The following is a 26,764-nucleotide window of genomic DNA, read 5'->3' on the forward strand; positions in this document are numbered from 1 at the left end:
CACGACAGACGAGGAAAACGATGAACGTCACCACCCTGCCCAACGCCACCGACCGCACCGATCTGGTCGAAATCACCGCCGACCGCAAGCGGTGGACCCCGCCCCGCGCCGCGGTCGGAGCCGCCGGGGTGGTGCTCGTCGCCGCCCTCGGCCTGACCACCTGGCAGTGGCTCGACGCCCGCAGCGAACGCGACGCGCTCCTCGCGGACGCCGCCGGTCGCGAGCAGGCCGAGCAGGTCGCCCTCGACTACGCCATCGGCGCCGCAGAGATGGACTTCCGCGACCTCGGCGCCTGGAAGGGTCGCCTCGTCGCCGGCACGACCCCCGAACTCACCGACCGCCTCACCAGGGCCGCCACGTCGATGGACCAGATCATCGTGCCCCTCCAGTGGTCGTCCACGGCCGAACCCATCACCGCCAAGGCCGAAGCCGGCCCCGACGGCACCTACACCGTCGACTGCTTCGTCAGCGTCCACACCACCAACGCCCAGGCACCCGAGGGCATCCAGTCCACTGCGACGTACCGCCTGACCCTCGACAGCGACGACGAGTGGGCGATCACCGAGATCAGTGGGATCGGGGGAGAAGCACTGCCCGAACAGCCCCGGTGACGCTTCCGTCCGGAGCAGCGCGCTGAGCGGACAACCGCCGAGGTCCAGGACCGACGTTTCTGTCTATTCGGCAAGGGGATTCGGCGACAGTCGGACGCTCATCGCTCAGGTGAACCGTCGGTCGAACCGGCAGATGCGCTCTGCAGAGTTGCGCGCTCGGCACGGTTCGGTTTCTGCTCTCGCCGAACAACACCGAGGTGTCCGCGACCGAGGAATGTTCGTCGCACCCGAGTTGCACCAGGTTAGTGTGCCAACCCTGACCGGGGATTCGCGATGCCGAGGGAGTCGAGGATGTGCACGGCGTCGTCGGTGAGCGGATCGAAGGCGGTGTGCTCGTGGCCGGCGATCGTGATGGTGACTTCCTGCAGGGGACGCAGGGTCCGCACGATCTTCCGGATCGACATCCCGGTCGCGTCCTGCAGGTAGCGTGAGATCGCCAATGCGGCGAACACGATGGTCAGGTGCGCCTCGATGGAATCGCGGGTGTGGCTGAAGATCGGGCGGGCCCGCAGGTCGGTCTTCGACATCCGAAACGACTGCTCGACATGCCACAGATCGTGATACTTCGCCATCACCTCCTGCGGATTCATCAGCGAGACAGGCAGGTTCGTCACGTAGCCTTTGTTAGGCCGAGTTCGACCTAAGAAAGGTTATAACGATGTCGGGGTTATGCCGACACGGTTCGCATCGTTGCTGGTGGCGGCGTCGTCGCCGGTGGATTGTTCGGCATAATCACCGACTGCCGAGTCAGGCGTGATGCTGGTCTTCCCTGGTGACGAAGGGAAGGAAACCCAGCTATGTCCACTACCAATGACCACTCCCGCTGGATCACGATCGACAACGCGATCGAGGACTTCGACCGATACCTGATTACGGGCAAGAATGCATCCGCGATGACCCGTCAGTGCTACATCCGGCACGCTCGAGCATTCCTCGACACCGTCACGACGCCGTCGGGCACGGTCGACCTCGACGCAGTGTCAGGTCCGCAGGTCCGGTCCTATGTCACAGATCTGAGCGGGCGATACGCCCCACAATCGTGCAAACTCAAAGCCACTGTGCTGCGCTGCTTCCTGCGGTTCGCGTGGATGTCCGGACAGATGAGCGCGGATCTGACCGGCGCGGTCGGCACGGTCATCACCCATCGGTCCGGCAAGATCCCGAAGGCGCTGCACCCGGACGAACTGGCACGTTTGTTGGCGACGCCGGATCGGCGGACGCTGGGCGGAGCCCGCGACTACGCGCTGCTGATCCTGATGTCCCGTCTCGGGTTACGTGCCGGCGAAGCCGGCGGACTACGCCTCGACGATATCGACTGGGCACACGCGCACCTGAGAGTGCGGGTCAAAGGCGGCAACGTCCTCGAGCTGCCCATCCCCGGTGATGTCGGTTCTGCTCTGGTGGACTACCTTCATCGGCGTCCCACTTCGACACCTCTCCGTGAAGTGTTCCTCACGAACTACGGCACGCCGGTGCCGATGACCCGCGGCGCGGTCACTGCTGCGGTCGCCCGCAACGCCCGGGCAGCAGGACTGGGAACGATCTACGCACATCGGTTGCGACACAGTGCTGCTCGTGCCGTGCTGGCCGGTGGCGGCACGTTCGAGGAGGTTGGTGAGCTGCTCGGGCACGCCACCCGGCAGGTCACCATGGCGTACTCGTCGTTCGATCTGACGTCGATGCGTCCCCTCGCCCGCCCGTGGCCGGTCAGGGGGCAGTGATGCCCGACTGGGCTGCCCTCATCGACGAGTACCTCGCCTTCCGCATCGCACGAGGATTCCAACCGAGCCGCAAGATACAGCGATTGCTCCCGCAGTTCGTTGCCTCGCTGCCTCACAGTCGCGACGACAGTCTGCTGTTCAGCAACTCCGATGTGCTGACCTGGGCGAACGCCCCTGATCGGGCGGCGCCGTCCTGGGTCTCGGCCCGCTTGTCGATCGTGCGGGGTTTCGCGCTCTATCTCGCCGGATCCGGCCTACCCGTCGTCGTGCCGGCCAGTCGGCAGGCACCGACCTCGTCTCGTCGAGCCACCCCGTATCTGTATTCGACCTCGCAGATCGTCGACCTCATGGACGCCGCCGACGTGGTGTTCACGCCCTTGCGTGCTGCCACCATGCGCACCCTCGTCGGGTTGCTCTTCGTCACCGGAATGCGCATCGGTGAGACGCTGCACCTGAATGTCGGCGACCTCGACACCGAGCAGAACACCCTGATGATCCGGCACGCGAAGCTCGGTCGCGAACGCATCGTCTGCCTCGATACCAGCACCACCGAGGCGCTCCGCGTCTACCTGGGCGATTCACCACGTCGGGTTCTGGGAACCGGCGCCGATCGGCCGCTGTTCGTCACCGGCAGAGGCACCGCGGTGTCCTACTCCGAGGTCTGCGGCGGTTTCCATCAGATGGTGCGTCGTGTCGGACTGGTCCGCCGGGCCGGTGCCCGTCCCCGCCTGCACGATCTGCGCCACAGTTTCGCCACTCGGACGATGATCGAGGCCTACCGGACAGGACGCGATCCCGCACACACGCTGACCGTATTGTCCTTCTGGCTCGGGCATTCCAACCCGGTCGACACCTACTGGTATCTGCAGGCCGCACCGGAAGTCGCGGCGATCGCCGCCGGGCGCCTCGACCACGGCCAGGAGTGGTGATGAACCACCGTCTCGCCCCGATCCTGCAGCGGTACTTCACCAGCTACGCGCTCACCCAGCGGGCATTGAGCCCGGCCACGATCCGAACCTACCGCGACTGCTGGGCACTGCTACTGACCTTCGTCGCCGAACGCACGCAGATCCCGCCCCACGCACTCGAACTGGCACACATCGACCACCGTTGCGTCACCGAGTTCCTCGATCACCTCGAGAACGATCGCGGCAACAGCATCGCCACACGCAACCTGCGGTTGGCTGCGATCAAGGCGGTGCTGACCTTCGAGTGCGCGACCATGCCCGAGCACCTCGACACCATCGCGGCAGTTCAGGCGATCCCCGTCAAGAAACACCCGCGACCGAAGCTGAATTACCTCACCGCCACCCAGGCACAGGCCCTGCTCGACGCGATCGACACCACGACCTGGACCGGGCGACGGGATCAGGCCATGTTCACCCTCGCCGCCCACACCGGGCTGCGTGTCAGCGAGTTGATCTCCTTGACCGTCGACAGTGTTCATCTCGGCACCGCCGCACATGTTGCCTGCACCGGGAAAGGCCGCAAACACCGCACCACACCGCTGACAGCCGGCACCGCTATGCTTCTGAAAGCCTATCTGCGCGAACGGCACACCCGACCCGGGCACGCACTGTTCCCCAACCCACGGGGCGAACCGTTGTCCGCCGACGCGATCGGGCAACGGCTACGCACCCACCTGCACCGCGCAGCACTGGCTTGTCCGGAACTGGCCGAGACCCGCATCACCGTCCACACCCTCCGGCACACCGCGGCGATGCGGTTCCTTGCCGCCGGCATCGACACCGCGGTCATCGCGCTCTGGCTCGGCCACGAGTCCACCGCGACCACCGCCATCTACCTTCACGCCGACATGGACATCAAACGACGCGCTCTCGAACGGACACGTCCACCGGAGACCGTCGCAGGTGACTACACACCGCCGGACTCGCTCCTGGCTTGGCTGCAAGGCTTGTGATTATGCCGAACAATCCACCGATACCGAGACCCCCACCAGCAACGATGCGAACCGTGTCGGCATAACCCCGACATCGTCATAACCTTTGTTAGGCCGAGTTCGACCTAAGAAAGGCTACGTCACCAATCTTCCTGCCACGATGATGGATCCAGGTGAAATCATCGGGAAGTATCACGAGTTGTGGCATGTGGAGCAGTCGTTTCGGATGTCGAAGACGGATCTGCAGGCACGGCCGATCTTCCACCGCACCCGCGACGCGATCGAGGCACACCTGACGGTGGTGTTCACGGCGTTGGCCGTCTCCCGGGTGGTGCAGGACCGCAGCGGCCTCGCGATCGGCAAGGTCGTCAAACTGCTGCGACCGCTACGGTCGGCGACCATCGCGATCAACGGGACCCGACACACCTTCCCACCCGAGGTCGACGCCGACAGGCAAACCCTGCTCGACCGGATTTCGCGGCCTGAACTCACGCACTAACGAAATGAGCCAACTCGGGTTTGACCCGAGGAGCCGCGCCTCTCCGATGCAGGTGCCACATCGCGCGCTTCACACCGCGCGATCCAGTATCACCGCGCGTGCCGCATCCGGAACATCCGCTTCGCGATCTTCATGTCGCGTTCGGAAGGATCAACCGACAACAGGTTGAGCGGCGGCCGGAACCTTTCCACCGTCACTGAGTGCGGCCGGCTGAACTCACGCAGTCCGTCTGCACCGTGGATCCGGCCGAACCCGGACTCGCCGATGCCGCCGAACGGTAGGGCCGGGACGGTCCCGGGGCCGCCGAAGCTGTTCACGGACGCCGCGCCGCTGCGGATTCGTCGTGCCGCGTGCAGTCCCTTCTTCTTGTTGCGGCTGAAGACCGTCGCACCCAGCCCGTAGTGCGTGTTGTTGGCTCGCTCGACGGCGTCGTCGAGGTCCTGGACCGGCTCGACGACTACCGTCGGTCCGAAGGTTTCCTCTTGAACCGCTGCGGACGTGTCGGGCACGTCCTTCAGGACGACGGGTTCGATGTAGCGATCTCGGACGGAATCGAGTCCGCCCATCACCGCGGTCGCACCGTGATCGAGGGCGTCGAGGATGTGCCGTCGCACGATGTCGACCTGGCGCGGCAGTGTCATCGGTCCGTAGGTTGCGGTGTCGTCCGGTCCGGGCCGTACCCGGGAGAGGGTGGCGGTGAGCTTGTCGACGAACTGCTGGTACACGGGTGCCGCCACATAGATTCGTTCGACACCCACGCACGCTTGCCCACCGTTCAGGACGGTCCCGAACGCCGCGACTGCGGCGGCTTTGTCGAGGTCGGCATCCTCGGCGACGATCACCGCATCCTTGCCGCCGCACTCGGCGACCATCGGTGTCAGCGTCTCGGCGCAGACCGCCATCACCTTGCGCGCCGTAGCCCCGGAGCCGGTGAACGCGATCTTGTCGACACCGGACCGCGCAAGTGACGCACCGGTCTCGCCGAACCCCGTGACGACCTGGAGCACCGGATAGTCGGGAACCACGGCGTTCCATGTCTTTTCGAGCCACGTCCCGACACCCGGCGTGAGCTCGGAGGGCTTGAACACCACCGCATTACCCGCGGCGAGCGCGAACGAGATCGAGCCCATCGGTGTGAACGCGGGGAAGTTCCACGGCCCGATCACGCCGACAACCCCGAGAGGCAGGTACTCGACGATCGCCTTCTGATTCATCGACGGCACAACCGTGGAGACCCGTCGCGGACGGAGGACCTTCTGCGCGTTGCGCGCGGCCCAATCGAGGAATTCGACGGTGAGCATGACCTCGAAGTACGCGGCGTCGTGCGGCTTCCCGGTTTCGGCGGAAATCACCGACGCCAGCGAATCAGCCTCTGTGGCAATGATTTTCTTGAAATCCAGCAACAGCTCTCGACGGCCGCGGAATCCGAGCTCACCCCACCACTGTGCGGCAGGGCGTGCACGGTCGACGATGGCGGCGACGTCCGCGGCGTCCATGATGGGGTATCGGCCGAGAACGGACCCGTCGCGCGGGTCGAGACTGGTGAACGTGCGGCCGTGATCGGTGGTCGTGGTGTCGGAAGACGACGGCGTGGAGACATCGTGGGTCATGGCGAGCGCCCTTCGTCGAGATCACGTCGGACGAGGCGGCGTGGTCGGTGGGAGCGGATTCTCGATGTGGCGCCGAGTTGAAGCCTATCGCCGCAGCTCGCGGGCAGTCCAGCAAAGCGCACACCCACCACGCATGGGCGCAGCTAACGCGCCAACCCCAGGTCGATGGCCGCGAGCCCGGCCTGGGTGCGGTTGTGGACACCCAGTTTGGTGTAGAGATGCTCGACGTGGTTGCGCGCCGTCTTGTGGGTGATGTGCAGGTCGGCGGCGATCTGCCGGTTCGAGTGCCCCAGCGCGACGAGCCTGAGCACCTCCACCTCGCGCCCGGTCAGCCCGACCGGCCAGGGCGCTCGTCGCTTGGTCCGGTGTCCGGCCGCGGCCAGCACGGCCTCGACCGCTTCCGTGTCGAACCGTCCGGCTGCTGCGTCGCGGCGCATCCGAGCTGCCGCATCCCCGGCCGTGAGTGCTTTCCGGTGCGGCCGGGGCTCGCGTAGTCGCTGATAGGTCTCGGCGGCCGCGAGTATCCGCGCGGGGACGCCCAGCTCCGCGCCGCGCAGGCCGTTTGGATAGCCGGAGCCGTCGAGCCGTTCGCGATGTGTTTTCGCAAGCGCCACGACCGCTTCCAATCCGCCCACACGACTGAGGATCCGGCCCGTCAGATAGGGATACAACCGGACCCGCTCCCACTCCGCTGTGGTGAGCGGACCGGGCTTCTCCCAGATCTGGTTGGGCACACCCATCCTCCCCAGACCGTGCACGAGCCCAGCGCGGTACAGGAGGTCGACGTCCGCATCGGACAGTCCTCGGTGCCGGCCCGCAGCTGCCGCCAGATCCGCAACCTGCCTCGAATGACCCAGCAGGAAGGGACATTTGAGATCGACGAAATCGGCCATCGCCCGCAGCAACTCGTCCAACTCGGGACCGCTTAGAAAGTAGTGCCGATCCGGCGCCTGGGCCAGAGCCGCCGACCACGCATCCTGCTCGAGCACGCCCGCGGTGATCTCGGCCGCAGCTGCATCGAACGTTCGTACCACCCGTGGGCAGAACTGGGTGCCGCTGCGCGCCTGTGCCACGGCGACCGCCTGCGTCGGCCCACCCGTGCGCAGGTGCACTTCGGCGACGTCGGCCAGATGCACGATGTGCATCTCGACGGGGATCGCGTCGCCCCGCGCACCGGCCGGCAACCCCGCGCCGTCCCACCGCTCGAACGTGTAGGCCAGCATCGCCCCGACCTGGGGGTCCAGCCCGATGCGATCGGAGAGGACGCTCGCGGATCCGCAGTGGGACCGGATGAGCTCGGACATCTGCCGACGGGCCGTGAACAGGAAGGTGGCGACCCGCAGGCTGCGCTCGGCCTGGGGGAGACCGCGCCCGGCGTGACCGAGCAGCAGACGGAGGAACGGCAGCCCGGTCATGTCCACCGAGTAGGTGTCGGCGCGGAAGGCGATGTCGTCGCCGAACATGCGGGCCAGCTCGTGCGAGTCCGCATGGCACCCGATCCACGCGACCAGGTTCGCGTAGAACACGACGGCCCGCTGCTCGGGGCTCAGTCCCATGCGGTCCGCGATGCGGGTGGCGATCAGCGCCGACCGGAGCATGTGCTCCATCGGCTGACCGAGACCGAGGTCGATCGCGAGGGACAGCGCGGCGACCAGTTCGGCTCGCCGTGGACCCTCACCGCTGGGCGACATCCTCCCAGTGTCGTCGTCGGGAAGAGACTAGGTACGGAAGATGAGGCATCGGCCCCATGACCCGGCGGTGCGCGCGGCGCACGATCGACGTACCCGCAATCCTGGGAGGACGCCATGACCACCACCACCCCGCAGTCGGCCGCAGAGCTGTCCTGTGAACTGCCCCGAGTCTCCGGAGAACGATTCGCCGGCTACGCGGTGGTCGGCGCCCCGTTCGCCGACGGCCACTACCTCGCGCTGCGCAGATTCCCCGCCAGTTCCATCGGCGACGGCTACACGTCCGTATGGCACCGCGACCCCGGCGGTGCCTGGACCGTCTACAGCGATGTGCCGCCCGAACTGAGCTGCCCCCGGTTCCTCGGCCACGCGCTGAGCCGCACCGAGCAGACCGACGTCCGCGCCGAGTGGACCGGTCCGAACAGACTGCACGTCACGGCCGGGGGAGAGCTCGAGTGGGATCTCCGGATGGAGACGTCCCCGGCGACCACCGTCATGAATGTCGCGTGCAGGTTCGTGCCGGACGCGCTCTGGCACAGTCCCGCGATGCTCGCGGTGATGGGGCGCGTCGCGGGACCGGTGCTCGGCGTCGGCCGGGTCCGGCTCGCCGGACACATGCCGAACGGTCAGTGGTTCCGGGCCAACCCGCGACAGCTGTGGACCGCGCACACCGTGCGCGCGGTGGTCGACGGGTCCGATCTCGGTCCCGATGGACCGCTGCCGGAGCAGGCGGCGTTCGGCGACTTCCGGCTGCCGCAGCGGGGGTTGTTCGCGACGGTGCAGACATGGTTCGAGCCGTTCGATGCCGAGCGTCATTTCTCGGCTCGTCCTCGAGCGGAGAAGTCACCGAGCGACCGCTGAATACCATCGAGTAGGTCACGAATCGGCGACGAGGCGTAGCCGGAGTCGTTCGGCTAGTGGCGATTAACGTTCCCTGCGGTAACGGCCTCGACCTCGGTGGGAACGGGTCGGCAGACCCGAAATCTACGGTTACCCGGATAGGCCGCAAGGTTTAGTTCGAAAGCCGACGCAACTCCACGTCAAATGACACACAATGGATTTCGGCAAGAGTACGGCAAGCGAGAAAGGCACAAAGAAGGTCCACCGCCCGCCCGCTCCGGTCTGGTTGAAACCTGCGGGCGGCCTTGCGTTTTCGGGATGCGCGATGATCGAAGCAGTCTTGGGGCACCACGCGAGGAACGACGAGTCGGTCGAGGCCCGCTCCGGGCCGGCCGCACGAATCGACGCCGACTCCGGTGGAGGCGGTGTCACCCTCGGAAGACTGCTGGCGGTTGCGACCTTGACGCGCGCGCAGGCGGCACTGCTCATCACGGATGTGGTCGATCAGCTCGAACTCGCGCACGGCCCGGAGCGCCACCCCACCAGCCTCCGACGCGGGGCCGTGAAAGTGTCCGACAGCGGACAGCTCACGCTCGAATGCGCCGGGACTCCGAGATCCTGGGACGAGATACGCGATGCGGTGGCGGACCTGCTTCGACGGATCGCGGCGAACAGCCGCAGCGCCGAACTCGCCGAACGCCTGAACGAAGCGATCGCCGAATCCCCGGATGAGGACGAGCTGGTGCGGCGTGTCCGTTCTGCTGCCGCAACCGAATTCGACCCGAGCGAGGTGGAACGGACGAGACGTCAGATCGCCGCGCTCGCCTCGACAGTGATGGGACGCGATCTTCCGGAGGCGCCGGTGGTGAAGCAGCCGGACGTGCCGATCAGGCCGATCCAGGCGTCCTCCCTCGCGTCGAACACCTGGCGTCCACCCACGGGCAAGGTGTGGCATCGCAAGAAGAGACGACCGTCGCGGCGTCGAGCGATTTACGTGCTGGTCGCACTGGCGCTACTCAGCGCGATGGTATGGGCGGCTCCCAAGGCGTGGTCGGAGCTGAATCGCGGTTGGCACACGCTCCTCGACCCGGTGGACTCGTCGATGCCGGATGAGATCAGTCCGGTCTCCCCGCCGCCACCGCCGCCCGAAGCCCCGCCGCCAGCGGCCGAGCCTGGAACCGCACCGGGTCCCGTCGACACCGCTCTTCCGAGCGCAGCCGGACCGATCACGCGGGTCGCCGCGAACTTCGCCAACGGCGCCTGCGAGCCGGGACGCCCGTGCACCATGCGGGTCGATGTCGGTGTCGATCCCGCCGCGAATCTCGGTGCGGTGATCTGGAATCTGACCGTGTACGACCGATGCACGGGTGTGGTCCAGCCGGGTGGTGACGTCACGGTTCCGGTTCCGCCGGGTGCACCGACGGCATACGGCATCGGCAACGTCGCCCTGCCGCCGGGTTCCGCCCTCGCGGTCGCCGCGGTCACCACCGGCCCGGCCGTGGCCGCGTCGGAGCCGGTGTACGTGCCCGCCGAGAACGCTACGTGTGCAGACGGGAGCCCAGGTGCAGGCGGATAGGCGAAAGTCGGATCCCTGGCTCGTCACGGCGGCCGTCGCACTGGTACTACTCGGCATGCTCAACATGGTTTCGACGGGCATGTCGTCGCTCGCTGTGCGGCACGCGATTCTCGCCGCCGTGGGTCTCGGTGCGATGTGGGTGACGTCGCGCATGCGGATTACTGCCCTGAGCCGGTTCGGGTGGGTGCTGTTCACCGTCACGGTCGTCCTGCTCGTGGCGGTGCCGCTGATGGGTATCGCGACCAAGGGTGCCCAGCGCTGGTTGGACCTCGGCCTGTTCACTCTGCAGCCGTCCGAAATGGCCAAGCTGGCCCTGGTTCTGGTTCCCGCCACGATCCTGGCCGGTGGAAACACGGTCGGCAGGTTCGTCGTGGTCCTGCTGGTTGCGTCCGTGCCGATCGTGCTGGTCGCGCTGCAGCCCGACCTGTCGACCGCCGTGGTGCTCGTGGCCACCGTGATGCTCATGCTGATCCTGGCCAGGGTGCCGATGCTCCAGCTGGCCCCGTTGTTCGCGATCGGGCTGCTCTCGCTACCCATGGCCGTGCTGTTCCTTCGCCCGTACCAGCTCGAACGGATCCACGTGTTCCTGTCGCGCGATGCCGACCCGCAGGGGTCGGGCTGGGCGGCGTGGCAGGCGGACATCGCGATCGGCAGCGCGGGATGGTGGGGTCTCGGGCGTGAACCGGACTACGACCTGCGAGCCGAGTACCTGCCGGAATCGGAGCACGACCTGGCCTTCGCGAGTCTGGTCTACGGGTGGGGTCTCGTCGCCGGCATCGCCGTCGTGCTGGCCGTCGTGGTCATCGTGTGGCGCTCGGTGCTCGCCGCCCGAACGGCACGGACCCGCGAGGGGGCACTCGTCGCCGCGGGCATCGGTGGCCTGTTCGGGATTCACACCGCGGTCTCGGTCGCCCAGAGTCTGTCGCTGCTGCCGCACACCGGCATGCCGATTCCCGTGTTCAGCTACGGGGGCACGGCCTCGATCGTCGGATTCGTGTCCATCGGGTTGGTGCTCGCGGTGCGACGCGACGGTGTGACACGGCCGCTGTGGGCCGCCGAGCCGCGGAAGCGGCGGATGCCGCGAGGCGTGTCGGTGGGTGCGGGGACGTTGACGGCATCGCTCGTCGCGATGTCGGTGTTCGCCTGGCAGCTGCAGACCAATCAGGGCGCGGAACTGCGCGCGACGAGCGACACGCAGATGCTGCGCTGCATCCGCCTGCCCGCCGAACGCGGCCAGATCCTCGACCGCACCGGCGTGCCGGTCGCGGTCAACGTCGCCGAGTACACCGTCGCGGTGGTGGCGCGAATGTTCGCCGAGGGAGACCCGGCGGTGCGCAACCAACTCGCGGCGCTGCTCGGCATCACCCCGGAGCAGCTCGCGGAGGAACTCCGGAGCGACAACGGGGAGCTGCAGGTCGTGCTCGCACGAGTCGGGCCCGAGCAGGCTCGGCTGATCGTCGACGCCCACCTGCCGTGGGTGCTTGTGTACCCGACCGGACGCCGGCACTACCCGCAGGGTCCGGTGCTGGCGTCGATCCTCGGGTACGTCGGGATCGCGGACCAGGAGGACATGCAGTTCTGGCCGAACCTCCCGCTCGGATCCCGGGTGGGCAAGGCCGGACTGGAGAAGCAGTACGACGCCCTGCTCCGCGGCACCGACGGCCGGCAGTGCGTGTACGTGAATCCTGGCGGTCGCCCGGTCGGCACAGGGGAGCGGGTCGATCCGGTGCGAGGCCACGACCTGCGGTTGCACCTCGATCTCGGGATGCAGCAGGCCGCGACCGATGCGCTCGCCCAGGCGGTGCGCAGCAGCGGCGGCGACCTCGGCGCGGCGGTCGTGATGGATGCCCGGACCGGGGCGGTGCTGGCGCTGGCCAGCGTCCCGGGCTACGACAACAACGTCTTCGGTCCGCCGGCCGATCTGGCCGCGCTCGCGGCGCAGACCGAAGGACCCGGACCGGGCCGGATGCTCAATCACGCCGTCCAGACGGCGGTGCCACCGGGCTCGACGTTCAAGATCGTGGTCGCCTCGGCGAACGCGGCGTCCCACGTGTTGTCGCCGGACACCGTGCTCCAAGGCGGCGCGGCCTACACCTACGGCGGGCACACGTTCGCGAACTGGCAGCCGATGGCCGGGAACAGTCTGCTCGGTGCGATCCAGTGGTCGGACAACGTCTACTTCTACCAACTCGCCGACCTCCTCGGCCCCCAGCGCATCGCGACGACCGCCACCGAACTGGGCGCGGGCACGCGATCGGGCATCGACCTGCCGAGCGAGTCCGAGGGATTCCTCGGCACCCCGGAGAACGTCGGCAGCATCGGCGGAACCTGGTATCCGGGATCGACGCTGCTGATGGGGATCGGTCAGGGCACCGTCACCTCGACCCCGCTGCAGGTGGCGCGCTGGACGTCGGGCATCGCCACCGGCGCGATGGTGACACCCCAGCTCGCGGCGGCCTACGGGCCGGCGGACGCCGTGCCCATCCCCACTGCGGAGCCTCGTCGGCTGTCCTTCGCGGACGAACTCGGTCCCGTGCGCGCGGGGATGCGGGCATCCGCCGCGGCCGGTACCGCCGGCCAGCTCGCGAGCCTCCCGGTGACGGCCGTTGCCAAGACCGGTACGGCTGAGGATCCGTCGGCGCCCGGCAAGGGCCTCAATGCCTGGTTCTCCGCGGTGGTGCCTGCGGAGCAGCCCGAGATCGTGGTGACGGCATTGGTGCGCGGCGGTGGATTCGGTTCTGCGACATCCGGTCCGGTGGTCAAGGGCCTCCTCGAGCGCTACCTCGCGGAGATCCGGGGCACGACCCCGGCCCGCTGACAAGCGGTACTCATGAATCCGCTCCAGGAACGGAACCGAATCCGTTCCTGGAGCGGAACACGTGACTGATCAAGAGCTGAAGGCTGCGACCACCTCGGGGTGGTCCATGCACGCGGTCGCGCCCTCGGCGACGCAGGTGAGCGGGCGCTCGGCCGTCTTCACCGGGAGCCCGAAGGACTCTTCGATCAGCTGCGACATGCCCCGCAGGATCGACCCGCCGCCGATCGCCAGAATGCCTTCGGCCATGATGTCGCTGATCGCCCGCGGCGGAAGATCGTCCAGGCATGCGGCCAGCGTCTGCGCGATGCCGGTCATGGCAGGTTTTACCGCATCCATGATCTCGTCGGTTTCGAGGGTGAGCAGGCGCGCCCGGCCGGTCGCGGCGTCGCGGCCCTCCACCACGAGCGTCTGTCCGTCGGTGGTCTCGGTCGTGCCCACCTTCGCCCGCTCGGCGGTGAGCTCGCCGACGATGATCTCGTGCTTCGCACGCAGGTACCGGTGGATCGCTCGGGTCAGGTCCTCGCCGGCCATCCGGCAGCTGCGGTGCGACAGGACGCCACCGAAGCAGATGGCGGTGACTTCCGAAGTGCCGCCGCCGATGTCGACGATGAGATGGGTGCGCGGTTCGAGCGGGTTGATCCCACACCCGAGGGCACCCGCAACCGGTTCCGGTACCAAGGCCACCTTCCGCAGACCGGCCTCGTGCCCGACCTCGAGCAGTGCCCGACGCTCGAGCGGGGTGGCGCCTGCGGGAATCGCGATGATGCCCGTCGGCCGCATTACGGACCGTCGGGCCGGGGCGGCCCGTTTGATGACGGCGGAGACGTAGGCCCGGGCCGATTCGAGATCCACGATCACGCCGTTGCGTATCGGGCGAACCGGCGTGATACCGACCGGAGTTCGGTCGACGAGGGCACTCGCATCCTGGCCGATCGCTAGCGCGCGATGCGGATCCTTCGTTCGCACCATCATCAATGATGGCTCGTTCAGGACTATTCCGTCCTCGGGCGTCCCGACGACAGTGTTGGCAGTTCCGAGATCGATACCAAATCCACGCACGTCGGCCTCCGACCGGAAATCCCGCGAGATCGTCCAAATGGTTAACAGCGGCAGCGACATTGGGATGATGTCGCGTACCACAGATTACCGCCGACGAAAAGCTTCCAACGCGTTGTTGGACGGAATATCGGGTGATATCGGGGCGAAATCTACTCACAGCTGGTGCGGTTGTGAGCCGAAGTGACGAAAGTGCCCTCTGCGCTGGGATGTTTGACTATTCTTTCTCCAACCGCGGTGCTCGCAAGTCACGCCGCAGTAACGGCGCGGCACCTGCACCTGACGGCACGGCCGTGTTCGTCGTCGGGCAGCCACCCGTACTCGTCGCACGCGGTGCATTTCGGCTGCGTTGCAGAAGGTTCCGGGAGTGCCTGCCAGAGCGGAATCCACGCCTGCGCGAACCTCATCGGATCGTGGGCGCGGTGAACGGACTTCGCGGCCGTGACCAGTGGTGCGATCCCGTGTGTCTCGACGAGTCGGTCGATGACTGCGGCGTCGTCGGGCTTGAGATAGGCGAAGGTCGCGGTCAATCCCGCGGCACGGCATGCCGAGGCAAGCCGGCCGACCGCGGGTCTGGTCGTTACCTTCCGGGCTCGTGACGAGCGGTTGGTTTTCGTCCTTGGTTCATCAGTACTGACTAGAGGGCCGGGTTGTCCGACGTCGGTGCGTCCGCGGGTCGGTTTTCCAGGCGTCGGACCGGTCGCGGGTTCCTCGTACACCGTCTGGATCGTGCTCCACCGGCCGCGTTCGTCCTGGATCTTCTCGCGCACGAGGTAGCCGAGGTCGGCGAGCTCGCGCAGTGCCGAGCGGACGGCGTCGCGGCCTTCCTTCGGAGACTGCGCGGCGATCGATTCGGACCGGGTGTGCCAGTCGTCCGGCTTCGACAACAGCCAGACGAGCACGCCACGCGCGCGGAAAGAGAGGCGCTCGTCGTTGATGACGGCATTGCTGAGAATGGTGAAGTTGCTGGCAAGGCGCGGTCCACGACGCACGCCGCCAGCCAGGGTATTCTGGCCCACGTTCGACTCCTTATCAGTCGGACATCCGGCCCGTCGGGAGTTGCAGCTCCTGGCGGGCCTTCTTCAGTTGTGACGCCACGGGCGTGACGATTGGGCCATTCTGGCACCGCGTTCACCGGCGGCGCAAGGATTCTTTCGAACACGCATTCGCTTCGGGGTCGATGGTGTAACGCGCGGCGCTCGCCGAACGACTACACGTTGTAGTACATTGTCCGGTTTCTCCGGGCATCGAGCGTGTGGCAGGACGAACAAGGACGGTATGACCGCGCAGTTGACACCGAAGGAAGCGAAGGCAATCGCGGAACGGCACCTGAAGTCGCTGGGCTTCACCCTCGACACTCGGGCCGGATCGGGACGGATGCAGATCAGGGCGCGCGGGGTCGTCGCGCAGGTGACGGTCCGAGCTACTCCGGTCAGCCGGTCCGAGCTGGCGAAGATGTACGAGAATCGCGGGCCCGGATCTCGTGACGCGATGGCCTACTTCGCGCTCAACGGCTACGGCAAGACGGCCGTCGACTACGCGACCGCCAAGGGCATCCAGCTGTACGGATTCGATTCCTCCGGACGAGTGGCGGAGCGGAATCATGTCGGGCTTCGCGGTCCGGGCGCTGTGTCTACGACAAGAACAGCGTCCACGACAAACGCTGCGCCCACGATTTCGAGTGCGATGCTCAAACCGTTCGCGTCGACGTCGAGCGGCGCGAGTTCCGGGGTGTCGTTCACCAAGCCGGTGAGCCCGTCGCCGCGCACGCCCGCGGCCGCCTCTGCCGGCTCGAGACCTCCGAGCGTTACGGCCGTCAACGCCTCGCCCGGTACCTCTGCAGGTCGGCGAACCAAGCGATGGATGGCCGGTGTGGGCGTCGCCTTGTTTTCCGTGGTGGCAGGCAGTCTGATCATCGGAACGAGCGGTTCGGACTCCGGATCCGATATGGAGCCGGTCCGGGTGGTATCGACGACAGTCCGCTCGGCAGTGCCCGCAACCACGAGTGCGCCGAGACGTGATCTGACGCAGCCACTTTCAGGGGGACAGCCCTCGAGTGTTTCGACGACGGCGCCGACCTACACGCCGCCCCCGCCGCCTCCGGTGTACACGCCCGCGTACACCCCGCCGCCCGTGTACACGCCCAGCCCTGAGTACACGCCGGCACCTGCGCCGCAGTCGAGCCCCTACTACAAGAACTGTGCTGCCGCCCGCGCGGCCGGCGCAGCACCTCTGTATATAGGTGAGGCGGGATATCGGTCCAAGCTCGATGCCGACGGCGACGGTGTTGCCTGCGAGTGGAGCTGATGGCCCATATCGAACCAGGCTGTGGGTTGATGCTGTGTCGTGCAAACGGGTAATGCCCCCGGCATCGACCGAGGGAGTTTCCGCATGCAACCCACCGGCATCACGGCAACGCTGATCCTCCCTGACGTCGAGGAGCACGGAGGTCTACACCGACTACCTCGAGCTCTCCGTCGACGAGATGAACCTGGAGTGGTGCTCGTTCAAACCCCGGACAGGCGGGCCGTCGTCTCGCTCGTCCGCAGCGACGCGACCGCGCTGGTCGATTCCGTGCTGTTCGTCCGCGTCGACAATCAGGTCGAAGGCGCGTATGAGGAGGCGCAGCGTCCGGAAATCGACATCGTCACCTACTCGGACGATGCTGAATGGTTGGCAGCCCATAGGCGCCCCTTCGGTCAACGTTCCTCTTGTTATGCGGAGCCGACGTCAGCGGTCGAATCGAACCCCAACTCCGGGACGGCCTAGCGGTTACGATGGCACCATATGTGAATGAGGAGAACATTTTTCGCTCTTGCCTCGTCCGCGGTCATTGCCGTACTGGCAGCGTGCGGTTCATCGGATGAACAGGCAACGCCTCCTGATTGGACGGAAGATAATCGGGCGACCACGGCTTCGAGTTCTCCATTGCCGAGCCCAATCACAACGCAGCGCGCTACGCCGCGCGCAACCCGACAAGCAGCGTCGATGGCTGAGCAGTTCGACCAAATGACCTCGACGGCGTGCGCGGACGATGTGGATCCGGTGACCTGCATGTACGAGCGGAGAGCATACGTGGAGTTCTTCGAACGTTCCGCGGTGCAATCCCTCGACCCCTCATATCACGACAGCCTGAACCAAATGTTTGAAATTCTCTACAATCAGCACGATGATTTTGTCTCGAAGGGATGTCCGGCGAATCTGGATTCGGACGGATGCTCACTGCCCCTCATGATTTCGGATACTTCGATGATGACTTTGGGCGTGATGTTCTCGGTAGAGTGAACTCCGGGCCCTGCCGGTTCGGCTATGGAGCGCCGAACCCGTAGGTGTAACTCCCTGTCTCCCAGTTCATGGTTGCGTGATACTTGTATCCGCTTCGGCTTCCGTTCGGGTTCTCCTGTGTGGCGGCAAAGCACTCCAAAACTGTAGTGGCAGCTAGTAGATCGTCGACGGATCCACCCGCTACGGGAGAACATGAAACCGAGAGGATTGGACCGTCGATTATCGACGAGTTTGCGTGACCCGTCGCCATCTCCATGATGCTGGCCTCGACCTGATGTACGCTTGCCTGCCTCATCGATCGCTCGGCTTCTTCCTTCCGTTCGCGATCGGCAACTTCCGCCGCCCGACGTTCGGCGCTCTGCCGAGCTGTCTCGGCGGCTGCCGCCTTTGCATCGACGTCTGTGTCGTGATTGACCTTCAGTACTGCAACTGCCGTAAGAGCCAGAATTGCGCAGCACGCGGCAATGCATCCGATCATGCCGCGGCTCAATCGCTTCCGTTGATCAGGTTCCGGTCCTGGAGGTTCAGGAAGTGACAGCCATTGCGTTCCATCCCAGTAGTGCTGCTTGCCTTGGGGATCTGGATACCATCCCGGGGCGGCACTGTGTGGCTCGCTCATGGCTCGCACCTCCCGAAGGAAACGGTCGATGATTCAAGTTTGTACTGAGGGTATCGCGCAGTGCGCCGGTAGGGGGTGATTCGTGAATGGTGGGGGCTGGCTCGGTGCCAGCCTCGTACCTCGGGAAGTTCCTGTCCTGCAAGAATTCACGAGCCGAACAGCGAGTACTTAGGGTCATCGCGACGAGCGGAGCTGCCTGGCGAGTGCGGTGATCCCCTGACAGACTGTTTCAGAATGATCGCTGCAACGGCGTCAAGCAGATGATGCTGCAAGCGAGCTCGAGCAGTCCGTAATATAGGTCAGCTTGTACTTCGGAACGAATACGAGGACGTTTGAACTGATGTAACCAGGCAAAAGTGCGCTCGACGACCCAGCGCACCTTCCTGGGCTCGGACCGTGAGCGGCGCTACGGCGAGCGATCTTCGGGGTGATACCCCGGGCGGACAGCAGGTTCCGGTACTTGTCCAGGTCGCAGCCGCGATCGGCGAACACCCAGCGCGGTCGCGACTGCACAACCGGCACGCGGGTCGAGTCCATGGCTACGAGTAGCGGATCATTCGCCGAACGGTGAAGCAGAAATCGAGTAGTCGACTACTCATGACGATCGAGCTGATCGAGGCGTTTGCTCGATATGGCGGCGACTCGGGCCGCGACGCGACGGTAGGCGGGTGATCGATATGTACGTGGTAGTGCGTCCGGCCTACGTGGCAGTGCATCCGGTGTACGTGGTAGTGCATCCGGACCTTGTTCATACGATCCTGCACACGGAGGTGCCGGCTGATCATGTCGAGGTGCTGTGCGGAATCCTCGGCTGTGGCAAGAGCGCGATGCTCAAACACATCGAGTTGAATGCTCCGCGAGCAGCAGTGCGGATCGACCTTAGCGAGTTCGATCCCGGACACCGCGGCGACCAAGGACCCGAAGCGTCCGTTGGGGCTATTCAGGCCAGCTACCTACAGTTCGTTCGGCTCCTGGAAGCACTGATCGGGCGGATCGGCACTGACGCCGACCGGCGAGAGATCCGCGAGCTCGACTTGAGTGTGCGTAATGCCGAGGTGTACGACGCGCGGATCATTCGGATCGAGGACTTCGTCGACGAGAGATTCCGCCCGCTCGACCCGATAGTGCTGGCTGATGCGTGGCGCAATGCCGCCGGTGACATCGCCCACAAGTTTGCGACGCGTTGGAACGCGATGACCGAAGATCACGGATGTTTCCTGCTGCTCGACAACGCCGACGATATCGCCGACCAGGAGATCGGGCTCTGGATCGGTGAACTCGTACTCAGTCTCTCCACCACCGTGGTCGTATTTGCTCAGGAATCCGATACGTTGTTGTCTACCCTCGATCAGGAACGTACCCGGATCACCCGCATCTCACAGTTCGACGAGCCGACTGTCGAGGCCTGGCTGTGCGGGGTTTCGGGGCACCAGCCGTCATCGGCGATGGTTCGGCAGATCTGCGCGGCAAGCGGAGGGCATCCTGCAGTCCTCAAGCTCCTCTACCAGTTGCTGTCGAGGCGCGGCGACCTTCAGATGAGCACTTCCGATCCGGTCTTCGATGAGCTTGTTGCCATGCGCAGTGACCGCCGTCGCGCGGCGCACCTCGCGCAGTTGCTGGTCCGGTCGATCAGCATCGGAGGCGTCGCCGTCGGCGACGATATCGACGAACTCATGGCGTCCACGCTCGATGTCGCCGCAGTGCCACGGCAGTTCGACGCTCCCTTGCTGCGGCACCTGCTCGGCCCAAAGACCGTGTCGGGCGGCCAGGTGCGGGCCCTGCTCACCTGCCTAGCCGACTTTCCCTTCGTCGAGGACCTGTCGGCGGACGGCTCCCGTCTGCGCGTCACGTCCTTGGTCAGAAGCGGCTTGCTGGAACTGATGCGGGCATCGGACCCGGATCGGTTTGCTGACCTCAACCGTCGGGCGACGAGTTACTACCGGGCGAAGGTGTCCGGCTCGAAGAACACCAGCTACGGCGAGTCCTTCGTCTATGAGGATCCGGCGTGGCAGCGAAACAAGCGTGAGTGGCTGGTCCACAGCGGTCTGGCATCGCGATCGTCAGACCGTTCCCAGGTCATCCGGGACATCTCGCTGGTTTTCCTCGACGCGTTCTGGTGGTGGGGGAACTACGTTCACTTCGACTTCTGCGATCAGCTCGTCGCCGACCTCGGTGTCCTCGCCGGACAGCACCGCGGACCGGCGACCGGACAGAACCGCGCGTTGTGGGACGTCGGCATCCTCCCCGATGAAGCCGTCTGGCCAGAACTCGACCAACTCCACGGGGCGCTGAGGACGATCTTGCAGTCCTACCCGCTGCGGTCTGCCAAACCTGAGAACGCCGACTGGGTTTCGGTCCGACAGGCACTATTGCAGGTCAAGCACCTGTGTGGCCTGCACCGGCACGGCACAGGCCGCCGCGCCGAAACCCTGAAAGGCAAGAAACGTCGTCTGGCGGCGCTATTGGACATCTTCATGGCGCACACCTACCGCTACGCCCACCCCGCCGACACGCGGGCCGACTTCTACTATCTTCGGGCACTACCTCTGCTCCCCGACGACTGGAACGCGGCATGGGTCGAGTTCGAGCTAGCGCAACTGCTGGCAGGCAGGACGGCGCCGGACCCGACCACGGTGGAGAAACACTTTCGGCGCAGTAGCAAACTCATCGACGAAGACGACGAGGAACTCGCCGCTAACCTGCTGCTCTTGCGCGCAGATATGGACTGGGAGCAGCATCGGCACGATATCGCTGCGGACGAGTACGGCCAGGCCGTGCGGCACGCCTACCTCTTCCACGGTGTCGAACGGCCTGACGACTACACGATGCAGTTCTACATCGATGTCCGGGGGCGCGCGCTGAACCGTCTGCTCGAACTCGCCGACCACCCAGCCGACGCACTCGACTGCGCCAGCCGAATGGCCGGTGCGTTCCCGCCCGGAGAAATCGACCGCGACGCCGTTCTCGGCGCGATGGATGCATCGTCTCCCCGGCCTTTTCAGCTGGCGCGAGCGTTGTTTCCCCGCGGGCCGGAATCGTTCGAGCTCGGCAGCCTCCAGTCGCCTTTCATGGACGAATTCCGGCTTCGACACGACTGCTTGCACGGTGAATCGTTGTCTTCAGAACTAGCCAGATTGGCGCGGCGATGACTCAGAGTGCGTGGCGGTCCCAGCTTCGGCGTAGCGCGTTCCTTCGGTTCCTCCTTACAGGAGTTGTCACTGTCGTCGGACTCGCCATCGTGGTGTGGGTGATCCCCGGACTGATGGCACCGCCCTTTCCTCCGGAGCAGCAAGACGACGAGTACAAGGTCATGGCGGATATTCGAACCGGTTTGGTGGCTGCGCTCGTCGCCGTGGGTACGTCGTTCACCGTCTGGTTCGGTCACAAAACCTATCGCCTGACGGAGGCGGGACACCTGACCGACCGCTTCGAGGGCGCGGCCAAGCAGATCGGAGACAACAACGAAACGGTGCGGGCCGCCGGTGTGTATGCGCTAGCTCAGCTAGCTGACATCTGGCCGAACAACCGGCAGGCCTGTATCGACGTGCTGTGTATGCACATTCGATCGGGCGGACCGATTCCAGGAGCGACAAGCGAGGTACCCGACTCGCATAGTAAAGCGGTACCCCCGGCACCCGACTCGCGCAGGGCGGCGCTCGAGGCCATCGTGGACCGACTACGCGCAGGCAGCGCGACGAGCTGGTCGAATTCCACCTTCAACTTGAGGGGCGCACACCTCGACAGCGTGGATTTCCGGGACGTCCGGTTCGATTCCGGAAGGCTCGACCTCCGCAAGGCGGTCTTTTCGGGCACTTCCAACTTCGGCAGTTCTCGATTCAACGGCGCGGAGGTGTGGTTCGATGACGTCATTCTCGACAAAGGGGCCGACGTTCGGTTCACAGACACTCACTTTGTCCGCGGCGCAGTGCGATTCGACAGGATGTCTTCCCCCGAGCATGGGTCGCTGAGTTTCGAGAACGTGACATTTCATCCGGGATGTTCGGTCACCTTCGCCGGCGCGCAACTCGGTCAGGGCGAGGTTTCGTTCGATCACGCCACCATCGCGGCACCCGGACCCACGTTCGCGGGCGCGCGCTTCTGCGGCACCGGGTTCGTGACGTTCAATCACGCCACATTCGCCGGCACCGTCTCCTTCGCCGGCGCATTCTTCAACCAGGACGTCACCATGGCGTCCGCGCAGCTCGGCCGAGCGAAGCTTCAATTCGCAGGTGCGAACTTTCAGAGCGGCAGGTTGGATCTCAGCGGCGCCGATATCCACAACGCGACGCTCAGCTTCGACAAGACGCGAAGCACGGGCGGCCACATCGACCTTCGCACAGCGGTTGGTACACCGCGGGTGGACGGTGACGTGCCGATGGGTCTTGTCCTTCACTCCGGACCGCTCGGTGCTCGGCATACCACCACCTAACGACACTCGACTGGAGGAGCCATGGAGATCGTCCTGTTCCACATCAAGACCCGCACCGACGTCGACCAGGAGGAATATCAGAGGACGTTCGAACGAATGTTGGACCTCGTCTCTCAGGTTCCCGGGTTCGTTTCCATCGAGGGATTCGCAGGGGAGGACGGCTCGGAGCTAGCGGTGGCGAGGTTCGAGTCCCGCGAGGCTATCGCTCAATGGCGGGAGCAGCCGGAGCACGCTCATACCCAGCAGCGTGGGCGGGACGAGTTCTTCCTGTCGTATGAGACCACAATCGCCACCGAGTGGAAGAACTACAGCTGGCCGACGTGACCGCCGCTGCCCCGCTTGAACGACTGGATCGACGAGGCCCGCAGCAGCAAGATCCTCCCGCTGGTCCAGATCGCCCGCCATCCATACTCAGTCCAACGACATCGCCGACGTACCGGAGCATGTGCCCGGCATGTCAGAATGCGCCCTGGACCTGCGTGAGCTGGCCACTCCTGCTGGCTTTGCTGATGTGGGCATCGTCGACTCGAATAGTGAGACCACCTTCGTCGAATGCAATTCGCCTCCAACTCCGAACGCCGCCGCCGATGGGTCGGCAGTGTTCGGACTGCTGCGTCAGGGGTCATTGCGGCGGGTCGCGAAATCCGCTCGCCCGGCCGTCCTCGCCGGTTGCTCCTAGAATCCCGTCATGGGCAGCAAGTCGGTCACCAGTTACGACGTCGCACGCCGCGCAGGGGTGTCGCAGTCGACGGTGTCGCGTGCGCTCAGGAACGATCCGCGGGTCATCGAGGAGACGCGGGAGCGCATCCAGGCCCTCGCGGCGGAGATGGGCTACGTCCCGCACGTCACCGCGCGGAGCCTGATCACGCGCAAGTCGTCAACGATCGGGATCGTGAGCGGCGACCTGCGCAACCCGTCGTACCCGACGCTGGTGAACACCCTGCAGGACTGCTTCGCCCGCCACGACTACCGGGTGCTGCTGATGAGCGACCGCACCGAAGGCTCGCTCGAGAAGGACATCCTCGCGCTGCGCGGGGGCCTGGTCGACGGGGTCGTGTTCATCTCGTCGCGGCTCGATTCGCCGATGGTGTCGGAGATGATCGACTGGAAGATCCCGCTGGTGATCCTCAACCGGGACGTCGACGACCGGCACGCCGGCCGGGTCGATCGCGTGACGTCGGACAACGTCGGTGGTGGCCGGCTCATCGCCGATCACCTGGTGGATCTGGGACACACCCGGATCGGCCTGATCTCCGGTCCGCTGCAGAACCCCAGCATCCGATTGCGCGAGAAGGGTTTCCGTGACGGGCTCGCGGCGCGCGGCGTCGAGCTCGACGAGAAGCGGGTGTACCGCGGCCCGGTGGATGCGTCGACCGGCCTGGACGGTGGTCTTGCGCTGCTCGCCGGCGAGGACCGCCCGACGGCGGTGTTCTGCGCCACCGACTACATGGCCTACGGCACGCTGGACGCCGCCAAGCGTCTGAATCTCGATGTGCCGGACGATGTTTCCATCGTCGGCTACAACGATCTGCAGCAGTCCAGCTGGTCGATCTTCGATCTGACGACGGTGCGCCAGCCGCTCGACGACATGGCGGTCGCGGCGGCGGAGCTGCTGCTGGCACGAATCGACGGTGCGGCGGGTGCTCCCGTGCACTGGAACTTCGAGGTGGAGTGGGTCCAGCGGGGGAGTGTGGCACCGGCCACCCAGCCCGTTCATGATCGTTAACATGGGCAACAGGTCCGTTACCGGACGGTCCCGGACCGGCAATAACTCCTGCATACATTCGAAGTCACAGCGAGCCGGACAGCGCGGCCCAGTTCGCTTCCTCGAATCTCCCACCCTCAGGAGTGACCATGGACATCGGCGTATTCATCCCCATCGGCAACAACGGCTGGCTCATCTCCAAGAGCGCCCCGCAGTACATGCCCTCGTTCGAGCTCAACAAGGCAGTCGTGCAGAAGGCCGAGGAGCACGGACTCGACTTCGCGCTGTCGATGATCAAGCTCAAGGGCTTCGGTGGTGAAACCGAGTTCTGGGACCACAACCTCGAATCCTTCACTCTCATGGCGGGTCTCGCGGCCGTCACCGAGAAGATCAAGCTGTTCGCCTCGACCGCGATCCTGACCCTGCCGCCGGCGCTCGTCGCCCGCATGGCCTCGACCATCGACTCGATCGCCCCCGGCCGCTTCGGCGTCAACATCGTGACCGGTTGGGCCCCCAACGAATACACGCAGATGGGTCTGTGGCCGGGGGAGGAGTACTTCGGCTACCGCTACGCGCAGGCCACCGAATACGTCACGGTCATGAAGCAGCTGTGGGCCGACGGCGTCAGCAACTTCAAGGGCGAGCACTACACGATGGACGAGTGCGTCCTGTCGCCGAGCCCCACCGGTGGAGGCGTGCCGATCGTCGCGGCCGGACAGTCCAAGAGCGGCATGAAGTTCGCGTCCGAGATGGCCGACTTCAACTTCATCATGGGCAGCGGCATCAACACCCCCACCGCGATCTCCGACTCGGTCAAGACGCTGGTCGACGCGGCCGGCGCCACGGGCCGCGACGTGGGTGCGCTCACCCTGTTCATGATCATCGCCGACGAGACCGATGAAGCGGCACAGGCGAAGTGGCAGGACTACCACGACAACGCCGACCTCGAGGCCCTCGGCTACATGGCCGATCAGTCCGCTGCCGACGCGACCGCCGACGACGTGTCCACCGCCCGTACCATCTCGCTGCCCGAGGGCGCGGTGAACTTCAACATGGGCACCCTCGTCGGGTCGTACGAGACCGTCGCGAAGATGCTCGACGAGGTCGCCGAGATCGACGGCATCAAGGGCATCATGCTCACCTTCGACGATTTCGTGCAGGGCATCGAGAATTTCGGTACCCGAATCCAGCCGCTCATGAAGAGCCGCAACGCCGTCACGGCCGAAGCGGCCTGACCCCGATCGACGGGTGGGAGCGCGTGCAGCAGACCGCGCTCCCACCCGTCCCCATTTCTCCCCGGAGGTTCCTCCTTGACTTCGCGCACCCTCGACGTCGCCATCGTGCAGGCCGGCGAACTGACCGAGGACCTCCTCGGCAACCTGGCCCGGCTCGCCGCACTCGTCCGCACCGCGGCGGCACCCGCAGACGACGGCAGCACCCCCGACCTGGTGGTCCTTCCGGAACTGATCACCACCCCCTACTTCTGCACAAGCCACGACGTCGACCGCACCCCGTGGGCGCAGACGATCCCGGGCGACGCCACCGACCTGTTCGGCGACCTCGCCCGAGAACTGGGCTGCGCCATCACCTTCGGCATGTTCGAGCGCACCGCCCACGACGTCACTCACAACTCCGTCGTGCTGATCGACGCGACCGGCGAGGTGCTCACGTGGCGCACCCCCGACGGCGGCGGCGTGCCGGCCTACCGCAAGCTGTCGCTGCCCGCGAGCAAGGTCGGCGACGTCGACATCGACGAGAAGTACCACTTCTCGCCCGGGCAGGCACCGGCCACGGTCGACGCGTTCGGCACCCGCTTCGGCTGCGTCATCTGCTACGACCGCACCTTCCCCGAATACTGGGCGGTCGCCCGCGCACTCGACGCAGAAGTGATGCTCGCGATCGTCTCGTCCCTCGGCAGCCGCGAAGACCTGTTCCTCGCCGAACTGCAAACTCGCGCACTCGAATCGCAGACCTGGATCATCGCCGCCAACCGCGGCGGCCCCGAAACCCTCAACGGCGTGACTGTCGACTATTTCGGATTGTCGTGCGTGATCTCCCCGAGCGGTGAGATCGTCGCCCAGGCCCCGGCCCACCGCGCCGGCGAGACCCTGCGCGTCACCCTCGACCTCGACGCCGTGCCCGCCCGCCGCGCCTCGTTCCCACTGGCCCGCGACCGTCGCCCCGACGTGCTGCGCCTGCTCGCCGATCTCACCGACGGCACCGTGCGTCCCGCGCCGCTCCCACGTCCCGCGGCTGTCCCGACGGAGGTGATCGGATGACCGCGACCGACTATCCCGATCTGACCGCGACCGCGGCCACCACCGTCGACGACCTGCTGCCGCAGGCCCGCACCGATATGGCACCGCTGCTCGACGCGTCCCGGCTCGCGCCGCTCGCGCCGGTGCCG

Annotated in this window: 22 protein-coding genes and 2 pseudogenes; 17 read left to right on the plus strand and 7 right to left on the minus strand. The window is 65.9% G+C overall.

The features are described 5' to 3' along the window. The first annotated feature begins 20 nt into the window (after positions 1 to 20). Positions 21 to 611 (plus strand): hypothetical protein, encoded by a 591-nt coding sequence (locus ACN675_RS12070; RefSeq protein WP_420751091.1) that lies wholly within the window; start codon positions 21 to 23, stop codon positions 609 to 611. A gap of 242 nt (positions 612 to 853) precedes the next feature. On the opposite strand, the pseudogene ACN675_RS12075 reads toward ACN675_RS12070, so the two are convergent. Continuing rightward, positions 854 to 1,237: pseudogene (locus ACN675_RS12075) on the minus strand (IS1634 family transposase); the annotation flags it as partial. Positions 1,238 to 1,408: 171 nt separating this feature from the next. Here ACN675_RS12075 and ACN675_RS12080 point away from each other — a divergent pair. The 4 genes from ACN675_RS12080 (at position 1,409) to ACN675_RS12095 (ending at position 4,731) form a co-directional block, all read left to right on the plus strand. Continuing rightward, positions 1,409 to 2,332: a tyrosine-type recombinase/integrase gene (locus tag ACN675_RS12080; protein WP_084421966.1), complete on the plus strand. Its 924-nt coding sequence runs from the start codon at positions 1,409 to 1,411 to the stop codon at positions 2,330 to 2,332. Continuing rightward, positions 2,332 to 3,261: a tyrosine-type recombinase/integrase gene (locus ACN675_RS12085; RefSeq protein WP_420751092.1), complete on the plus strand. Its 930-nt coding sequence runs from the start codon at positions 2,332 to 2,334 to the stop codon at positions 3,259 to 3,261. The genes ACN675_RS12080 and ACN675_RS12085 overlap by 1 nt, the downstream gene beginning before the upstream one ends. Further along, positions 3,261 to 4,253 (plus strand): tyrosine-type recombinase/integrase, encoded by a 993-nt coding sequence (locus ACN675_RS12090; protein WP_420751093.1) that lies wholly within the window; start codon positions 3,261 to 3,263, stop codon positions 4,251 to 4,253. The genes ACN675_RS12085 and ACN675_RS12090 overlap by 1 nt, the downstream gene beginning before the upstream one ends. An 85-nt stretch (positions 4,254 to 4,338) precedes the next feature. Further along, entirely contained in the window at positions 4,339 to 4,731 is a 393-nt protein-coding gene (locus tag ACN675_RS12095; RefSeq protein WP_420751094.1) for an IS1634 family transposase, read from the plus strand. Positions 4,732 to 4,820: 89 nt separating this feature from the next. Here ACN675_RS12095 and ACN675_RS12100 read toward each other — a convergent pair whose 3' ends face one another. Together ACN675_RS12100 and ACN675_RS12105 are read right to left on the minus strand one after the other, a co-directional pair. Then, the gene (locus tag ACN675_RS12100; RefSeq protein WP_420751095.1) at positions 4,821 to 6,341 is read right to left on the minus strand and encodes an aldehyde dehydrogenase family protein; all 1,521 of its coding nucleotides are present in this window, start codon (positions 6,339 to 6,341) and stop codon (positions 4,821 to 4,823) included. Between the two features lie 143 nt (positions 6,342 to 6,484). Further along, a complete protein-coding gene (locus ACN675_RS12105; protein WP_420751096.1) occupies positions 6,485 to 8,032 on the minus strand; it encodes an HD domain-containing phosphohydrolase in 1,548 nt (515 codons plus the stop codon). A gap of 114 nt (positions 8,033 to 8,146) precedes the next feature. On the opposite strand from ACN675_RS12105, the gene ACN675_RS12110 reads away from it, so the two are divergent. The 3 genes from ACN675_RS12110 to ACN675_RS12120 all read left to right on the plus strand — a co-directional run bounded on the left by ACN675_RS12110 (position 8,147) and on the right by ACN675_RS12120 (position 13,263). Further along, complete coding sequence (locus ACN675_RS12110) at positions 8,147 to 8,890, plus strand: hypothetical protein (protein ID WP_420751097.1); 744 nt, start codon at positions 8,147 to 8,149, stop codon at positions 8,888 to 8,890. A 304-nt stretch (positions 8,891 to 9,194) separates the two neighbouring features. Further along, positions 9,195 to 10,445 (plus strand): hypothetical protein, encoded by a 1,251-nt coding sequence (locus tag ACN675_RS12115; protein ID WP_420751098.1) that lies wholly within the window; start codon positions 9,195 to 9,197, stop codon positions 10,443 to 10,445. Continuing rightward, entirely contained in the window at positions 10,432 to 13,263 is a 2,832-nt protein-coding gene (locus tag ACN675_RS12120; protein WP_420751099.1) for an FtsW/RodA/SpoVE family cell cycle protein, read from the plus strand. The genes ACN675_RS12115 and ACN675_RS12120 overlap by 14 nt, the downstream gene beginning before the upstream one ends. A 69-nt stretch (positions 13,264 to 13,332) precedes the next feature. Here ACN675_RS12120 and ACN675_RS12125 read toward each other — a convergent pair whose 3' ends face one another. Continuing rightward, positions 13,333 to 14,322: a rod shape-determining protein gene (locus ACN675_RS12125; RefSeq protein WP_138998021.1), complete on the minus strand. Its 990-nt coding sequence runs from the start codon at positions 14,320 to 14,322 to the stop codon at positions 13,333 to 13,335. A gap of 245 nt (positions 14,323 to 14,567) precedes the next feature. Further along, positions 14,568 to 15,338 (minus strand): replication protein, encoded by a 771-nt coding sequence (locus tag ACN675_RS12130; RefSeq protein WP_420751100.1) that lies wholly within the window; start codon positions 15,336 to 15,338, stop codon positions 14,568 to 14,570. 259 nt (positions 15,339 to 15,597) lie between these two features. Here ACN675_RS12130 and ACN675_RS12135 point away from each other — a divergent pair, with 259 nt between their 5' ends. The 3 genes from ACN675_RS12135 to ACN675_RS12145 all read left to right on the plus strand — a co-directional run bounded on the left by ACN675_RS12135 (position 15,598) and on the right by ACN675_RS12145 (position 17,604). Continuing rightward, positions 15,598 to 16,626 (plus strand): excalibur calcium-binding domain-containing protein, encoded by a 1,029-nt coding sequence (locus ACN675_RS12135; RefSeq protein WP_420751101.1) that lies wholly within the window; start codon positions 15,598 to 15,600, stop codon positions 16,624 to 16,626. A gap of 189 nt (positions 16,627 to 16,815) precedes the next feature. Continuing rightward, positions 16,816 to 17,088: a hypothetical protein gene (locus ACN675_RS12140; protein ID WP_420751102.1), complete on the plus strand. Its 273-nt coding sequence runs from the start codon at positions 16,816 to 16,818 to the stop codon at positions 17,086 to 17,088. A gap of 219 nt (positions 17,089 to 17,307) precedes the next feature. After that, positions 17,308 to 17,604, plus strand: coding sequence for a hypothetical protein (locus ACN675_RS12145; RefSeq protein ID WP_420751103.1), 297 nt, complete (start codon positions 17,308 to 17,310; stop codon positions 17,602 to 17,604). 22 nt (positions 17,605 to 17,626) lie between these two features. Here ACN675_RS12145 and ACN675_RS12150 read toward each other — a convergent pair whose 3' ends face one another. Continuing rightward, complete coding sequence (locus ACN675_RS12150) at positions 17,627 to 18,223, minus strand: DUF2510 domain-containing protein (RefSeq protein WP_420751104.1); 597 nt, start codon at positions 18,221 to 18,223, stop codon at positions 17,627 to 17,629. 229 nt (positions 18,224 to 18,452) lie between these two features. Beyond that, positions 18,453 to 18,727, minus strand: a pseudogene (locus ACN675_RS12155) (transposase); the annotation flags it as partial. Between the two features lie 164 nt (positions 18,728 to 18,891). Between ACN675_RS12155 and ACN675_RS12160 the strand changes: the two are divergent. From ACN675_RS12160 to ACN675_RS12185, 6 genes are all read left to right on the plus strand, one after another. Further along, on the plus strand, positions 18,892 to 21,372 hold the full coding sequence (locus ACN675_RS12160; protein ID WP_420751105.1) for a hypothetical protein: 2,481 nt from the start codon (positions 18,892 to 18,894) through the stop codon (positions 21,370 to 21,372). Positions 21,373 to 21,470: 98 nt separating this feature from the next. Then, complete coding sequence (locus ACN675_RS12165; RefSeq protein WP_420751106.1) at positions 21,471 to 22,652, plus strand: pentapeptide repeat-containing protein; 1,182 nt, start codon at positions 21,471 to 21,473, stop codon at positions 22,650 to 22,652. Positions 22,653 to 22,673: 21 nt separating this feature from the next. Then, complete coding sequence (locus tag ACN675_RS12170) at positions 22,674 to 22,976, plus strand: antibiotic biosynthesis monooxygenase family protein (protein WP_197257898.1); 303 nt, start codon at positions 22,674 to 22,676, stop codon at positions 22,974 to 22,976. Positions 22,977 to 23,340: 364 nt separating this feature from the next. Next, the gene (locus ACN675_RS12175; protein WP_420751107.1) at positions 23,341 to 24,378 is read left to right on the plus strand and encodes a LacI family DNA-binding transcriptional regulator; all 1,038 of its coding nucleotides are present in this window, start codon (positions 23,341 to 23,343) and stop codon (positions 24,376 to 24,378) included. Positions 24,379 to 24,506: 128 nt separating this feature from the next. Next, a complete protein-coding gene (gene rutA / locus ACN675_RS12180) occupies positions 24,507 to 25,592 on the plus strand; it encodes a pyrimidine utilization protein A (RefSeq protein WP_420751108.1) in 1,086 nt (361 codons plus the stop codon). Between the two features lie 75 nt (positions 25,593 to 25,667). After that, on the plus strand, positions 25,668 to 26,636 hold the full coding sequence (locus tag ACN675_RS12185; protein WP_420751109.1) for a carbon-nitrogen hydrolase family protein: 969 nt from the start codon (positions 25,668 to 25,670) through the stop codon (positions 26,634 to 26,636). The last annotated feature ends 128 nt before the right edge of the window (positions 26,637 to 26,764 follow it).

The sequence above is a fragment of the Rhodococcus sp. O3 genome (assembly GCF_048897285.1).
GTDB lineage: Bacteria > Actinomycetota > Actinomycetes > Mycobacteriales > Mycobacteriaceae > Rhodococcus.

What these genes read in the sequence shown, in the direction of transcription:
- ACN675_RS12070 (WP_420751091.1), top strand. Translation starts at nt 21, where the DNA reads ATGAACGTCACCACCCTGCCCAACGCCACCGACCGCACCGATCTGGTC.
- ACN675_RS12080 (WP_084421966.1), top strand. Translation starts at nt 1,409, where the DNA reads ATGTCCACTACCAATGACCACTCCCGCTGGATCACGATCGACAACGCG.
- ACN675_RS12085 (WP_420751092.1), top strand. Translation starts at nt 2,332, where the DNA reads ATGCCCGACTGGGCTGCCCTCATCGACGAGTACCTCGCCTTCCGCATC.
- ACN675_RS12090 (WP_420751093.1), top strand. Translation starts at nt 3,261, where the DNA reads ATGAACCACCGTCTCGCCCCGATCCTGCAGCGGTACTTCACCAGCTAC.
- ACN675_RS12100 (WP_420751095.1), bottom strand. Translation starts at nt 6,341, where the DNA reads ATGACCCACGATGTCTCCACGCCGTCGTCTTCCGACACCACGACCACC.
- ACN675_RS12105 (WP_420751096.1), bottom strand. Translation starts at nt 8,032, where the DNA reads ATGTCGCCCAGCGGTGAGGGTCCACGGCGAGCCGAACTGGTCGCCGCG.
- ACN675_RS12110 (WP_420751097.1), top strand. Translation starts at nt 8,147, where the DNA reads ATGACCACCACCACCCCGCAGTCGGCCGCAGAGCTGTCCTGTGAACTG.
- ACN675_RS12115 (WP_420751098.1), top strand. Translation starts at nt 9,195, where the DNA reads ATGATCGAAGCAGTCTTGGGGCACCACGCGAGGAACGACGAGTCGGTC.
- ACN675_RS12135 (WP_420751101.1), top strand. Translation starts at nt 15,598, where the DNA reads ATGACCGCGCAGTTGACACCGAAGGAAGCGAAGGCAATCGCGGAACGG.
- ACN675_RS12145 (WP_420751103.1), top strand. Translation starts at nt 17,308, where the DNA reads ATGGCTGAGCAGTTCGACCAAATGACCTCGACGGCGTGCGCGGACGAT.
- ACN675_RS12150 (WP_420751104.1), bottom strand. Translation starts at nt 18,223, where the DNA reads ATGAGCGAGCCACACAGTGCCGCCCCGGGATGGTATCCAGATCCCCAA.
- ACN675_RS12170 (WP_197257898.1), top strand. Translation starts at nt 22,674, where the DNA reads ATGGAGATCGTCCTGTTCCACATCAAGACCCGCACCGACGTCGACCAG.
- ACN675_RS12175 (WP_420751107.1), top strand. Translation starts at nt 23,341, where the DNA reads ATGGGCAGCAAGTCGGTCACCAGTTACGACGTCGCACGCCGCGCAGGG.
- rutA (WP_420751108.1), top strand. Translation starts at nt 24,507, where the DNA reads ATGGACATCGGCGTATTCATCCCCATCGGCAACAACGGCTGGCTCATC.